The organism is Carnobacterium mobile DSM 4848, from assembly GCF_000744825.1.
GTDB lineage: Bacteria > Bacillota > Bacilli > Lactobacillales > Carnobacteriaceae > Carnobacterium_A > Carnobacterium_A mobile.
Window position 1 is genome coordinate 1813388 of record NZ_JQMR01000001.1, and the last position, 12971, is coordinate 1826358.

Genomic DNA, 12971 nt, shown 5'->3' on the forward strand with positions numbered 1-12971 from the left:
CAGTGACGAGAAAGAGTAGCTTGAAATAGGATCCAAAGAGAGTCTGTAGCGGTGGAAGCAGATGGTCTGTTCGAGTGAAGTGCCTCTCTGAGTTAGGGTACTGAAAATAAGTAGGTGCCTATCGGCTAACAGCCGTTATAGTGTCCAAGATAGCTGGAGATAGGATAACAAACACTTTTAGCTATAAAGCAAAGTGGAACCACGTGAACAGCGTCTTTTATGCAAATAAAAGGCGCTGTTTTGCATTTCAATAAATCAGTAAGTATTATTTTTCCTGAAGGAAGCGGGGGAGGAAAGTGTACAGAATAAAAGAAGATATCCAAACCATTAAAAAGAACGATTCTTCTGTTAAAAGCACACTTGAAATCATCTTAACTTACCCAAGTTTTTATGCGATTTTATTGCATCGCATAGCGCATCAGCTTTATAAACGAAAATTGTATTTGCTTGCTCGGATCATCGCTAATTTTTCAAGATTTATAACGGGAATTGAAATCCACCCAGGAGCTGTTATCGGCAGAAGATTTATGATCGACCATGGAATGGGTGTTGTAATAGGCGAAACGGCGGTCATTGGGGAGGATGTTTTGATGTTCCATGGTGTAACGTTAGGCGGTACAGGCAAAGATAAAGGGAAACGGCATCCGACTATTGGCAATAATGTCTTATTGTCGGCACACGTTCAAGTAATTGGGCCGATCACTATTGGGGATCATGCTAAAATAGGAGCTTCAGCAGTTGTATTGGAATCTATCCCAGCTAATGTGACGGCAGTTGGAATTCCTGCTAAAGTAGTGAAAAAGAAGTAGGTCGCTTCAATTGATCCGCCTTCATTTAAGGAATGAGTAAAGGAGAAGTGAAAAATGTTGAAAATATACAATACACTAACAAGAGCAAAAGAACTATTTACACCACTGGAAGCAGGCAAAGTAAAGATGTATGTTTGCGGTCCGACAGTGTATAATTACATTCATATCGGAAATGCTCGGAGCACCGTGGCTTTTGATACAGTTCGCCGTTATTTAGAATACCGTGGTTATCAAGTAGACTTTGTTTCTAATTTTACGGATGTTGACGATAAAATCATTAAAGCTGCTAAAGAATTAGAACTGACTGCACCGGAAGTAGCTGAACGATTTATTCAAGCTTATTATGACGATACAATGGCATTAGGGGTAGAAAAAGCAACAGTTAATCCGCGTGTAATGGATAATATTCCAGAAATTATTGACTTTATAACGGTTTTGATCGAAAAAGGCTACGCTTATGCTGTAGCTGGAGACGTCTATTATCGGACACGTAAATTTAAAAAGTACGGGCAATTAAGCGGAATCTCGCTTGATGAGTTAGAAGTTGGAGCAAGCAACCGAACAGAAGCAAGCGAGAACGAGAAAAAAGAAGATCCATTAGATTTCGCTTTATGGAAAGCTGCTAAACCAGGTGAAATCAGCTGGGAAGCTCCATGGGGTGCCGGACGTCCTGGTTGGCATATTGAATGTTCCGTTATGGCCACTAAGTATTTAGGCGATACCATTGATATTCATGCAGGAGGACAAGATTTAACTTTCCCGCATCATGAAAACGAAATTGCTCAAAGCGAAGCTAAAACTGGCCATCCATTTGCCAATTATTGGATGCACAATGGTTTTGTGACCATGGAGAATGAAAAAATGAGTAAATCATTGGGAAATTTTGTTTTGGTCCATGACATGATCAAACAAATGGATCCGCAAATTTTGCGCTTCTTTATGGCTACAACCCAATATCGGCGTCCAATCAGTTACAATGATACAACGATCGAAGAAGCACGTGTCAATCTAAATAGATTGAAAACAGCTTTTGATAACACTTCTTACCGGTTGACCGATGCTGTGGAACAGACTTCGGAGGACCAACAGTATTTAGACCAACTGGTTGAATTTAAAAATCATTTTATCAATGAGATGGATGATGATTTTAATGCAGCTAACGGCATCACGGTGATTTATGAGATGGCTAAGGCAATGAACATTTATAGCGAACAACAAGAAGTATCAGCCGTTGTTTTAAAAGCTATGCTGGCACAATACCAAGAACTGATGAGTATTTTTGGGATTACATTTGAACAAGATACCTTATTGGATGATAAAATTGAAGCCTTGATTGAAGAACGTACGGCTGCTCGCGCAAATAAAGATTTCCAACGAAGCGATGAGATCCGTGATTTACTAAAAAGGGAAGGAATTATTTTAGATGATACCCCACAAGGAACCAGATGGAGAAGAAAGTAACAAAGAGACAGCAGAAAAAGATTGGTCTCTTTTAAATGGACTGGCATTGGCTTACGTAGGCGATGCGATTTATGAAATTTACATTCGCGAACACTTAGTGCAGATTGGTTACACACGTCCAAATCAGTTGCACAAAACAGCAACAAAGTATGTTTCAGCAAAAGCACAAAGCAGTTTGATGCATGAGATGCTGGAAGAAGAAAATTTTTTAACGGAAGAAGAAGTGACCATGTACAAGCGCGGCCGAAATGCGAAAAGTCATACATCTGCTAAAAACGCGGATATCGTGACGTATCGTACGTCAACTGGCTTTGAAGCCTTAATGGGTTACTTACATTTGTCTAGACAAACGGAACGGCTGGAAGCAGTGATCAGCTGGTGTATTCATAAAGTGGAGGTGCAACATGCCAAAAGATAAAAATACCTTTCATAAACGCAATTCGAAGCAAACACGTCGTTCGTCTAATCAAGAAAAGCCGAAAACCAGCCCAAGAAAACCGGTTGAAACGGTGGAAGAAGAGGAACGCGATTTAATTGCTGGTCGCTTGCCGGCTATTGAGGTTTTAAAATCAGACCGTGATATCAATAAGATCTTTATTCAAGAAGGTCTAAGCGGCTCTAAGATGAATGACATTCAACAATTGGCTAAAAAACGCAGTATTCAAGTTTCATTTGTCCCTAAAGCGAAGTTGGATCAACTAGTTGACGGCATAACGCATCAAGGCGTAGTGATTGCAGCGGCTGCTTTTCAGTATGCAACGATTGATGATTTATTTGCTGCAGCTGCCGAAAAAAATGAAGCACCATTTTTTATTATTTTGGATGGAGTGGAAGATCCTCATAACCTTGGTTCGATTATGCGGACAGCTGATGCCAGTGGAGCGCATGGGATCATTATTCCAAAACGACGTGCGGTTGGACTGACGGCTACTGTAGCAAAAGCCTCTACAGGAGCTATTGAGCATGTACCAGTAGCACGGGTAACGAATTTAACACAAACGATCAATGAGCTGAAAGAACGCGGTGTATGGCTATATGGGACAGATATGGCCGGGCAAGATTACCGTGAGTGGGAAACCAGTATCCCAATCGGTTTAGTGATCGGTAATGAAGGAAAAGGGATTACCCGACTAGTCAAAGAACAAATGGATGGGATGCTGACTATTCCGATGACTGGACATGTACAAAGTTTAAACGCAAGTGTTGCTGCCAGTCTTTTGATGTATGAGGTCTACCGCGGACGGCATAAAAGTTAAATGAAAATTGGATGAGGAAAGGGGGCTAAAATATTATGAAAAAAGAATTGTTAATTATTGATGGGTATAATATGATAGGTTCGTGGCCAGAGCTAGTGAGATTAAAAAACAAAGATGAAATGAATGATGCACGTGATTTGTTGCTGCACGAATTAGCAAATTACCAGCAGTATGAAGACATTGAAATTCGTGTGATATTTGATGCCCAACTTGTCCCGGGCATTCAAAAATCCTATAAAAAGTATAATTTGTCAGTTGTTTTCACAAAAGAAGGAGAAACAGCGGATAGTTATATTGAACGAATGATCGGAGAAGAAAATTTACTGATTACGCAAGTAACAGTTGCAACGAGTGATCTTGCGGAACAATGGTTAGTTTTTCAAAAAGGCGCGTTAAGAAAATCTGCTAATGAATTATATAAAGATTTACAGTTAGCTAAAAAATCCATTGAAGCCGATGCAAAAGATTACCGCTTTCAAAATTACCGCCGTAATTCTCCATGGAACCGCCTCCAATTAGATAAGCTTGAAAAGTTGAGAGATGACTTAACAAAAGAATAAACTAGAACAACTTGTTTTTAGAAACTTTCGAGAATAGTAGACCCGAAAACATAATGTTTGTTATTTTTTTAGCTTTAAAAGTAGACGATCTAAAGGAGGAGCAGGATATGTTAGGGAAAGAACAGCTTTATGTACAAATGAGTGACGATGAGTTGATACAACTCATCAAAAACGGCAACGAGGAACTATTTGATATCATTTTTCAACGGTACTATGTTTTAGCGATAAAAACGATAAAAGATTTTTACTTAAAGAGTTATGAACTGGAAGATTTATTACAAGAAGCCCGGATGGTCTTTCTTAAAGTGATTCATACTTATGATAGTGAAAAAGGTCACACGTTTGGAAATTTTTATAAATTAAATCTAAAGCATCATATTTTTAGCTTGGTTCGAAAGGATATGGCTAAGAAAAGAAGGCTTGAAAAAAACGCTGAGTCGTTGGAAGGCTTACTTGAGAAAAAGGAACATATGCAGCACTACATACTTCATGGAAAGGAGCAATTACCGACTGTGGAACTTTTACAAGTTCGGGAAAAATTAGTAGACTACCAAGAAACACTTTCCAAATTTGAACAACGTGTGTTTTTAAATTATATTCATCATATGGAAGTAGAAGAGATTGCTGATAAGTTAGAGTGTGATTTGATACAAGTCAAAAATGCTTTAGATCGTTGTAAGCGTAAAATGAAACATTTATTCGATTAAATTAAGTGGGTGGGGGAAGTTAGATTAATAAACTAGAAATTGTTTTTTAGTTAAATGTAAGCGCATACCTAAGAAAGGCAAATAATTCAACAAGCTGTCTACTATTCTTGCAAGTTTTTAAAAGGGTATAAAAAAGGAGGTCGAGACTGTTGTCTTGACCTCCTTTGCTTATTCAACTGCTTAGTTTAGAATCTATTTTAAAAAGCAGTTTATTTTCTATTAAAGAGAACGATTCAATAAATTACAAGTAATTTCGCGAATAATGGCTTTTTCAGGCTGATCTGGCAATTGTTCAATACGAGCAAGTGCTTTTTTCGTATATTTTTCTGCTAATCGTGCAGCTTCGGATAAGCTGCCTGATTCAATCACTAACTGTTGGACTTCTTTAGCATCTACTTCAGTCATGGTTGCTTGTTTAGCAATCAATTGTTGGAGCCGTGGATTCTTTTTGCGTAAAGCATAGATTAGCGGGGCGGTATAAATACCTTGCCGAACATCTTCTAAAACTGGCTTGCCGAATACTTCGGAAGCTTGCGAATAATCTAAAATATCATCCATAATTTGAAAAGCCATTCCGATATGGCTGCCGATATAATAACAATTTCTGGCAAACCGCTCTGTTTGGCCGCCATTCAAAGCCCCTGAATAACAAGCTAATGAAAATAATTGAGCTGTTTTGCCGGATATCTGTGTTAAGTAATTGCGAATCGTCATTTGTTGTTGATACCGCAAATGCATTTGATCGAGTTCGCCCATCAGAATGCGTTCCATTCCTCTAGTATTGATTTCCATGTGATCTGCTGTAGCAGCATAAGAAGATAGTAAACGAAAGCAGACAGTAAATAGATAATCGCCTGCATAAACAGCGACATCTTTACCATACTTGCCTTGTACACTAGGTTTCCCACGTCTTTGTGGGGAATCATCAATAATGTCATCATGGATCAAAGTAGCCGTATGCAATAATTCAATTGCAGCAGCAACTGCCTGAGTACGATCTGACTGCTCCTCATCGCCAAATTTAGAAAAGAGCAGCGTATAAGCAGGGCGAACCATTTTACCGCCGGAATAGATATGGTCTACAAGTACGGTTTCAATTTCTTTATTGCGTAGACGAACTTGTTTAGCCATTAACTGGGTCACTTTTTCCAGCTCTTTTTCTAATTCAGGGTAAGGTTTCCAAAGAGAATGAACAGGCATGACAGGTGCCTCCTTTATCTTATTTTTGTCGTTTTTTAATCTTTGATTGGTTTCAACCATTGGGACTGCTGGTTCTTTTTAGCAGACTGAGTATAATAAACCGCTTGGAAATCGCGCAGAGTGCGTACATGTTCCAATAAGTAGTTTGCCGCAATTCCAATCGCTATGCCAGATAAAATCCCCATAAATGAAAGTACGGGCAAGTAAAGCATAACAGTCCAAGTCTGCGAAATCCAGCTGGCGACAACTAATTGACCGACATTATGTAAAATACCACCGGTGGCACTGATGCCGATGATACTGACATATTTTGGTCCCAATTGTTTTACGAGCAGCATGCCTAAGTAACTAAGAAGAGCTCCAACACAACTGTACATAAAAGTAGATAATGTACCGCCTAGTAAAGTTGTCATGATCAACCGCATCCACACTACTGTAAAACTATCTTTAAGCGGCAAGGTAAAGATAGCAATAATGGTGATGAGATTGGCAATGCCTAATTTGGCCCCTGGAGCAAAAGCGAAAGGAAAGGGAATGCTTCTTTCGACTAATCCAAGAATAACAGCTTGGGCAGCCAATAAAGCGATATAAACGATTTTTTGATTCTTGGTCATAGTAAAACCGGCCTCATTTCATAAACTTTTTTTAAATAGAAAGTCGGTGCTTCTCCATTATAGAAAGCTATTAGATAAAATAGTAAGAGACAGCAAAGAAAAAATTTTACTTTCTTTGTTCTATCTTAATACTTTACATTTTAAAAATCATTAAAAAGAAAAGAGTGAGAGCAGATGAACCTGCGTTCACTCTTTTTCTCTTAGTTGCTAAACCCCTTAGGATTTTTTGCCATACAATGAACGAGGTGTGCCGTACCACCACTTGCCCGCAACTTTTTGAATCCATGGAATAACGTAGTAATCTAAACCAAGTGCACGTCCTGAGCCATTCATTAATGCAATAGCAACAAAGACGAACCAGATGTTGGCCCAATAAAACATACCGGATAAAGCAAAGCTGGCAACTAAACCAATAGTTAAAGCACTTAACAACCAAACGAATAAGCCGGCAATCAAAGCTAAGCCAATAGCAATTTCAAGCAGTGTCATCACTTTTTGGAAAATCAAAGCGACTTCAGGAGTAGGGATCATGACTTTCATGATGCTTTCAAACCAGCCGGGTGCTTTAGAGAAAACCATCATCGGCTCTTCACCGTAAACGTAACTTAAACCGAAGACGGGTTTAGCAGCTTCAGCAACTGCTCCTGCATCAGCGGCTTCAGAAGCTCCAGTTGTAGCTTCTTGCAGCCATGAGAAAGGCAATGCGACTTCATTTCCAAACCAGCTAGTTGTTCCAAATAAACCAAAGGCTTTTTTCACACCTTCAAAGAGCCACATACTACCATAAAAAGCTCTCAATGGTACGCTCCATAAAACATTTCCATAACGAGATAAGTGTCCACGGAAGACATTGCGTTGGTCTTTGATATGGAAAAATTCATGGAAAAGGTATTGAACGGCATAGTAACCAGAACGAATACCGAAATAGTAATATAAATTAACTAAATGTTTCATTAAAATAGCTATAAAACCACTTAAGTGAATATTTTTTCCTAAATGAGCTACACCATATTTTGAACCGATCGAAACCATAAAACCTTGGTAGTTTCCGACATATTTTTTCTTTTCAGTTCCTTCAATGGACGCAATAATATTTTCAGCAGCTGTGTGTCCAGTTTGTTCAGCAGCTTGTACGATTTGAGGAGTAGGCGTATTTTCAGTTTCTTCATAATAAACTAAGTCTCCAATAACATAAACGCCTTCGATGCCTTTAGCTTCCATGTATTCATTAGCTACTAAGCGGCCAGCACGTCCTGCTTCCATATCAAAAGCTTCTACATCAGTATTAGCTTTTACACCAGCTGTCCAAATCAAAGTATAAGTTGGAATTTTTTGTCCTGATTTTAAGACGATATGATCAGGTTCAACAGCAGTAATAGGAGAATTTTTTAATAATTGAATGCCTTTTTTATCCATAAAGCGTTCAGCTTTATCTGCATCTTTTCGTGTTAACATATTTAAAATCGTTGGTGCTGCTTCTACGACCATCAGAGTGATTTCTGAAGGGGAAATCTTATTGTCTTTGGCCAAACGTTTTTTCCAATCTAGTAATTCGCCGATCATTTCAATACCTGTAAATCCAGAACCACAAACCGTAAATGTCAGCATTGCTTTGCGTTTTGCTTCATCTCGTTCAAGAGCAGCTTTGGCAACCATTGCTTCTATATGATGACGTATCTTTATAGCATCATCCATTGACCATAACGTAAAGGCATGTTCTTTTACACCGGGAGTCCCAAAGTCATTTGGTTCGCCGCCCATTCCTAAGACCAATTGATCAAAAGGAAAGACACCATTTTCTGTAATCACCATTTTTTTGTCATGGTCGATCTTAGTGACGTTGTCTGTTACAAGGGTAACATTTTTCAAACGGCAGAATAAACGTTGTAAATCGTATTGAATGGCTTCAGGCTCAACACGTCCTCCGGCTACTTCATGCAACTCCGTCATATAAGTTTGATAAGAATGACGGTCAATCAATGTAATTTTGACATCTGGATTCTTTTTAAACCGTTTTGCTAGTTTTTTTGTGGCAGCAACGCCAGCAAATCCTGCACCAACCACAACTATATTTTTTGTAGACATAATTTTCTACTCCTTTTTATGTTATTAATTGAACAAATAATTGTAAAATAGTGCTAAAACCTTTTTGGGGATGAGAATAATTAAAAATAATAAAATGAATCAGCGAAAAGAAAGTTAAACTATTCACAATTAATTCGAGTTAAGTATACAAGATAAAAAAAAGATTGTCTAGACCTTTTAGCTAAAACAGAAAAACAAAACAAAAAAAAGACAGAAAATTGAATTCTAAAGATTCTTTGTGAAATTTATAGACAATTAAATTTAAATCAGTTATACTATTTTTAGATGAACTTCTCACTTGTGAATAAATTATCAAATAGAGCGGTTCAGACTAAAAAAAAGGTGGTAAATAATCATGGAAATCAAAAAAGGATTTAAGTTAGCATCAGTTATTTTTGCATCCACACTCGTTTTAGCTGCATGTGGCAGTGATAATACAGCAAATGATACAAGTTCAGAAGCTGTTTCAAGCGAAGCAGTATCAAGTGACGTTGTTTCAAGCGAAGCAACATCAAGTGACGTAGCCGCTGGCGAATTGCAAGATGGCACATACAAATTAGAAGAAAAGAACCTAGATAAAAATGGCTGGAAAGTAGATTTTACTTTGACAGTTAAAGACGGAAAAATTACCGAATCTAATTATGATTACCTTGATAAAGATGGCAACTTAAAATCAGAAGATGAAGAGTACCAAAAAGCTATGAAAGAAAAGTCAGGAACTGGCCCAGCAGAATACATCCCCGAATTAAATGCTGAATTAGTAGCTAAAGGCGATCCAGCTGGTGTCGAAGTTGTAACCGGTGCGACACATTCTTCAGAATCTTTCAAAAAATATGCACAACAGTTAGTTGATGCTGCTAAAGAAGGAAAAACAGAAACGATCATGGTTGACAATCAAGTAGAAGAATAAGGTTTTACAAGTACAATCTAGTGAGCTAAAATAACAAGGTCTTAGATAATAATTATCTAAGACCTTGTTGAAATTTTTCGACAGTTTAATTTGAATGATTCAACTTGCTAAATTGGAATCAGTGCGAAGAGAGGTATTATAATGAAATTCAATTCTAAATGGACAATGTTTTTCTTGTTATTTGGTGTCTTGTTGATTGTTTCAGGATGCGGTAAAAAAAATGAAGCGCGTGTTCTGGTAGATGAACCCTATAGCCGGACTGAATTTTTGATGGGAACAGTCGTGAATGTAAAGATTTATAATGAAGGAAAAGAAGCGGTTCTTGATCAAGCCTTTGACCGTATCGAAGAATTGGCTGCAAAAATTACCGTCAATGAAAAAGGCTCAGAAATCGATAAGGTAAATGCACAAGCAGGAAATGAACCTGTGGTTGTATCAGATGATGTGTATGAATTACTCAAAGCTGCTTATACGTACAGTAGTGAGAGTGAAGGCAGTTTTGATATGACGATCGGACCTTTGACCAATTTGTGGCACATTGGTTTCGATGATGCCAGAAAACCTGAACAAGCTGAAATTGATTCAACGTTGCCGTTGATTGATTATCAGCAAGTAGAATTTGACGACCAGGAACATAGCGTTTACTTGCCTAAAAAAGAAATGCTCTTAGATCTAGGTGCAATCGCTAAAGGATATATTACAGATGAAGTCGTTAAAGTGCTTAAAGCCAATGAAGTAGACACAGCTATTGTGGATTTAGGAGGAAACATTTTTGTTTTGGGCCATAGCCCGCGAGCTGAGAATGCAGAGTGGAATGTCGGAGTACAAAACCCGTTTGAAACACGCGGGGAAATTCTTGGTTCTTTACCCGTTACCAATCAAACGATTGTCACTTCAGGTATCTATGAACGCTTTATTGAAGTAGAGGGAGTCAATTACCACCATTTATTAGACCCTGATACAGGTTATCCTTTTGAGAACGACCTAGCAGGCGTCAGTATTGTGACAGATAAATCCATTGATGGCGACGGCTTATCAACGGTGATTTTTTCTAAAGGCTTGAAAGCTGGTTTAGATTTTGTCAATCAACGTGAAAATGTAGAAGCTATTTTTGTAACGAAAGACCGTTCTGTGTATGTATCAGATGGATTGAAAAAAAGCTTCCATTTAAACGACGATGATTTTACATTGAAAAATTAAAGTAGAAAAATTATATAAAGAAGAGAAGGTGTTATCATGACACTGAAAGTTTTTTTGAAATTAGTCGAGATCCAAACGAAAATCGCGAGTTTGTTTCCTTTTCTATTAGGAATATTATTCGCACAATTTTATTTTGACACCATCAATATCGGCAATACGCTGCTTTTCTTTTTAGCGATGTTGCTATTCGATCTGACGACTACAGCGATCAATAATTTAATGGATTACCAAAAGGCTAAAGACGTCAGTTATAAAGAAAATACAAATATTATTGGACAGGAAAAAATCGCTGAAAAGACAGTCATCCAGCTGATTTTGATGATGTTGACCTTTGCCTCTTTGCTTGGTCTTTGGCTGGTATTCCGTACGAATATCTTATTGCTCTTTTTAGGAGGAGCTTGTTTTATCGTTGGTATTTTTTATACATTCGGACCACTGCCGATTTCCAGAATGCCTCTGGGAGAAGCCCTTTCAGGTGTGGTGATGGGTTTTGGGATTTTCTTTATCGCAGTTTACGTTAATGTGGCTCCGACAACCCTGATTGACTTATCTTTTCACGGAACAACTTTTTTATTAGAAGGAAATGTACTGACTATTTTAAAGATTTTTCTTGTCTCATTGCCGACGGTCTTTCTAATTGCCAATATTATGTTGGCAAATAATACCTGCGATTTAGAACAAGACATCAGCAATCATCGTTTCACATTGCCGTTTTATATTGGCAAGTCAAATGCGGTCTTATTATTTAATCTTTTGATGTATGCTTCTTATGTTATGGTGATTCTGGCTGTTATTTTTCGTTTATTGCATCCTATATTACTCGGAGTGCTCATAACCCTTATTCCTATCCGAAAAAATTTGCAGCAATTTAATCAGCGGCAAGTTAAAGAAGAAACCTTCTCCGTTGCCATTAAAAATATATCGTTGTTCTGCGGAGTAGAAATTCTCTTATTAGCTGTCAGTCTAGGGTTAAATTAAAAATAGACATCATAGAGTGCAGCGAAAAGAACAATTGACACTATCTTCAAGAGATGGTAAATTTAAAAGGATATCACTAGCCAATTTAGAAAGTATAGGTGAAAAAATGGCTCTTAAAAAATCTGCTTTAGCTTGTTCTGTTTGCGGATCCAGAAACTATTCTAAAAAAGTGAATAGCGCCGGACGTACAGAACGCTTAGAAGTAAAGAAGTTTTGTAAATATTGTAACCAACATACCATTCATCGTGAAACGAAATAACAAAAGATCCAAAGACCGTTCGGAGGGAATAGCATGGGTAAAATAAAGAATTTTTTCAGTGGCGTACGTAATGAAATGAAAGCTGTCACTTGGCCAACAAGCAGAGAACTGAAAAGAAACAGCCTCATTGTATTTGGAGTTTGTTTAATATTTGCGGTTTTCTTTATGGTCGTTGACTTCGGTATTGTTTCGATTCTTGATTTAATTTTTTAAATTTAGGGAAACTACTAGCAGGATTACTTGCTAGATGGTATACTTAATGCAATTAATTGATGCGTGAAACCTTCCTACTACAGATGAAGGTTTTTTTGTATGTCGTAAATAAAAAATTTAAAAAGCATGAATAGCCAGATAATAAAGATAGGAGTTGTCAAGATGGAGCAAGTTGAAAGCGAAAAACACTGGTATGTCTTACACACATATTCAGGTTATGAAAATAAAGTAAAACAAAACATTGAATCACGTGCAAATAGTATGGGGATGGAAGATTACATCTTTCGTGTCGTTATTCCAGAAGAAGAAGAAACAGAAAAGAAAAACGGAAAAGACAAAGTAACGATGAAAAAAACCTTTCCTGGGTATGTATTAGTAGAAATGATTATGTCTGATGATTCTTGGTACGTTGTTCGGAATACACCGGGTGTAACAGGTTTCGTTGGTTCTCATGGGGCAGGGAGCAAGCCAGCGCCTCTATTGAGTGAGGAAATCGAAGTCATTCTACGTCGTCTAGGCATCAGCTCGCGACATAAAGAAATTGAATTTGAAGTAGGCGAAACAGTGACGATCATTGAAGGCGCATTTAGCGGAATGACCGGTAAAATCACTGAAATCGAGCATGAAAAAGCTAAGTTAAAAGTAAATGTGGAAATGTTCGGTCGCGAAACAAGTACAGAACTTGATTTTGAACAAGCCGATAAAATCTAATTGTATAT

15 protein-coding genes and 1 other annotated feature (1 of these 16 cut by a window edge) are annotated in these 12971 nt (G+C 37.7%); of the genes, 12 read left to right on the forward strand and 3 right to left on the reverse strand.

Going from position 1 to position 12971, the window contains the following annotated elements; genetic code table 11:
- Positions 1 to 221 (forward strand) — a binding site (T-box leader) (it extends 7 nt beyond the left edge of the window).
- A gap of 75 nt (positions 222 to 296) precedes the next feature.
- The 6 genes from epsC (at position 297) to BR87_RS08655 (ending at position 4793) form a co-directional block, all read left to right on the forward strand.
- On the forward strand, positions 297 to 809 hold the full coding sequence (gene epsC / locus BR87_RS08630) for a serine O-acetyltransferase EpsC (RefSeq protein WP_035031023.1): 513 nt from the start codon (positions 297 to 299) through the stop codon (positions 807 to 809).
- A gap of 54 nt (positions 810 to 863) precedes the next feature.
- Positions 864 to 2270 carry a cysteine--tRNA ligase gene (cysS, locus tag BR87_RS08635; protein ID WP_035031026.1) on the forward strand — a complete coding sequence of 469 codons (1407 nt, stop codon included), beginning with the start codon at positions 864 to 866 and terminating at the stop codon, positions 2268 to 2270.
- Positions 2233 to 2688, forward strand: coding sequence for a Mini-ribonuclease 3 (locus BR87_RS08640; protein WP_051929765.1), 456 nt, complete (start codon positions 2233 to 2235; stop codon positions 2686 to 2688). Before cysS ends, BR87_RS08640 begins: the two co-directional genes overlap by 38 nt.
- Positions 2675 to 3526: a 23S rRNA (guanosine(2251)-2'-O)-methyltransferase RlmB gene (gene rlmB / locus BR87_RS08645; protein ID WP_084683595.1), complete on the forward strand. Its 852-nt coding sequence runs from the start codon at positions 2675 to 2677 to the stop codon at positions 3524 to 3526. Before BR87_RS08640 ends, rlmB begins: the two co-directional genes overlap by 14 nt.
- Positions 3527 to 3561: 35 nt before the next feature.
- Complete coding sequence (locus BR87_RS08650) at positions 3562 to 4086, forward strand: NYN domain-containing protein (protein WP_035031029.1); 525 nt, start codon at positions 3562 to 3564, stop codon at positions 4084 to 4086.
- Between the two features lie 107 nt (positions 4087 to 4193).
- The gene (locus BR87_RS08655) at positions 4194 to 4793 is read left to right on the forward strand and encodes a sigma-70 family RNA polymerase sigma factor (protein WP_035031031.1); all 600 of its coding nucleotides are present in this window, start codon (positions 4194 to 4196) and stop codon (positions 4791 to 4793) included.
- A gap of 219 nt (positions 4794 to 5012) precedes the next feature.
- Here the strand turns inward: BR87_RS08655 and BR87_RS08660 are convergent, their stop codons facing one another.
- The 3 genes from BR87_RS08660 to BR87_RS08670 form a co-directional block, all read right to left on the reverse strand.
- Positions 5013 to 5993, reverse strand: a complete 981-nt coding sequence (locus BR87_RS08660) for a polyprenyl synthetase family protein (protein ID WP_035031034.1) — start codon at positions 5991 to 5993, stop codon at positions 5013 to 5015.
- A 35-nt stretch (positions 5994 to 6028) separates the two neighbouring features.
- Complete coding sequence (locus BR87_RS08665; RefSeq protein ID WP_035031037.1) at positions 6029 to 6607, reverse strand: Gx transporter family protein; 579 nt, start codon at positions 6605 to 6607, stop codon at positions 6029 to 6031.
- Between the two features lie 216 nt (positions 6608 to 6823).
- Complete coding sequence (locus BR87_RS08670) at positions 6824 to 8692, reverse strand: NAD(P)/FAD-dependent oxidoreductase (RefSeq protein ID WP_035031040.1); 1869 nt, start codon at positions 8690 to 8692, stop codon at positions 6824 to 6826.
- A gap of 355 nt (positions 8693 to 9047) precedes the next feature.
- On the opposite strand from BR87_RS08670, the gene BR87_RS08675 reads away from it, so the two are divergent.
- The 6 genes from BR87_RS08675 to nusG all read left to right on the forward strand — a co-directional run bounded on the left by BR87_RS08675 (position 9048) and on the right by nusG (position 12963).
- Positions 9048 to 9602 carry an FMN-binding protein gene (locus tag BR87_RS08675; protein WP_035031043.1) on the forward strand — a complete coding sequence of 185 codons (555 nt, stop codon included), beginning with the start codon at positions 9048 to 9050 and terminating at the stop codon, positions 9600 to 9602.
- A gap of 141 nt (positions 9603 to 9743) precedes the next feature.
- Entirely contained in the window at positions 9744 to 10802 is a 1059-nt protein-coding gene (locus BR87_RS08680) for an FAD:protein FMN transferase (protein WP_035031047.1), read from the forward strand.
- A 36-nt stretch (positions 10803 to 10838) separates the two neighbouring features.
- The gene (gene menA / locus BR87_RS08685; protein WP_035031050.1) at positions 10839 to 11780 is read left to right on the forward strand and encodes a 1,4-dihydroxy-2-naphthoate polyprenyltransferase; all 942 of its coding nucleotides are present in this window, start codon (positions 10839 to 10841) and stop codon (positions 11778 to 11780) included.
- A 106-nt stretch (positions 11781 to 11886) separates the two neighbouring features.
- Entirely contained in the window at positions 11887 to 12039 is a 153-nt protein-coding gene (gene rpmG / locus BR87_RS12870) for a 50S ribosomal protein L33 (RefSeq protein WP_084683634.1), read from the forward strand.
- A gap of 33 nt (positions 12040 to 12072) precedes the next feature.
- Entirely contained in the window at positions 12073 to 12252 is a 180-nt protein-coding gene (secE, locus tag BR87_RS08690; RefSeq protein ID WP_035031053.1) for a preprotein translocase subunit SecE, read from the forward strand.
- Between the two features lie 162 nt (positions 12253 to 12414).
- A complete protein-coding gene (gene nusG, locus BR87_RS08695; RefSeq protein WP_035031056.1) occupies positions 12415 to 12963 on the forward strand; it encodes a transcription termination/antitermination protein NusG in 549 nt (182 codons plus the stop codon).
- Positions 12964 to 12971 lie beyond the last annotated feature (8 nt).

What these genes read in the sequence shown, in the direction of transcription:
- cysS (WP_035031026.1), top strand. Translation starts at nt 864, where the DNA reads ATGTTGAAAATATACAATACACTAACAAGAGCAAAAGAACTATTTACA.
- BR87_RS08640 (WP_051929765.1), top strand. Translation starts at nt 2,233, where the DNA reads ATGATACCCCACAAGGAACCAGATGGAGAAGAAAGTAACAAAGAGACA.
- rlmB (WP_084683595.1), top strand. Translation starts at nt 2,675, where the DNA reads ATGCCAAAAGATAAAAATACCTTTCATAAACGCAATTCGAAGCAAACA.
- BR87_RS08650 (WP_035031029.1), top strand. Translation starts at nt 3,562, where the DNA reads ATGAAAAAAGAATTGTTAATTATTGATGGGTATAATATGATAGGTTCG.
- BR87_RS08655 (WP_035031031.1), top strand. Translation starts at nt 4,194, where the DNA reads ATGTTAGGGAAAGAACAGCTTTATGTACAAATGAGTGACGATGAGTTG.
- BR87_RS08660 (WP_035031034.1), bottom strand. Translation starts at nt 5,993, where the DNA reads ATGCCTGTTCATTCTCTTTGGAAACCTTACCCTGAATTAGAAAAAGAG.
- BR87_RS08665 (WP_035031037.1), bottom strand. Translation starts at nt 6,607, where the DNA reads ATGACCAAGAATCAAAAAATCGTTTATATCGCTTTATTGGCTGCCCAA.
- BR87_RS08670 (WP_035031040.1), bottom strand. Translation starts at nt 8,692, where the DNA reads ATGTCTACAAAAAATATAGTTGTGGTTGGTGCAGGATTTGCTGGCGTT.
- BR87_RS08675 (WP_035031043.1), top strand. Translation starts at nt 9,048, where the DNA reads ATGGAAATCAAAAAAGGATTTAAGTTAGCATCAGTTATTTTTGCATCC.
- BR87_RS08680 (WP_035031047.1), top strand. Translation starts at nt 9,744, where the DNA reads ATGAAATTCAATTCTAAATGGACAATGTTTTTCTTGTTATTTGGTGTC.
- menA (WP_035031050.1), top strand. Translation starts at nt 10,839, where the DNA reads ATGACACTGAAAGTTTTTTTGAAATTAGTCGAGATCCAAACGAAAATC.
- rpmG (WP_084683634.1), top strand. Translation starts at nt 11,887, where the DNA reads ATGGCTCTTAAAAAATCTGCTTTAGCTTGTTCTGTTTGCGGATCCAGA.
- secE (WP_035031053.1), top strand. Translation starts at nt 12,073, where the DNA reads ATGGGTAAAATAAAGAATTTTTTCAGTGGCGTACGTAATGAAATGAAA.
- nusG (WP_035031056.1), top strand. Translation starts at nt 12,415, where the DNA reads ATGGAGCAAGTTGAAAGCGAAAAACACTGGTATGTCTTACACACATAT.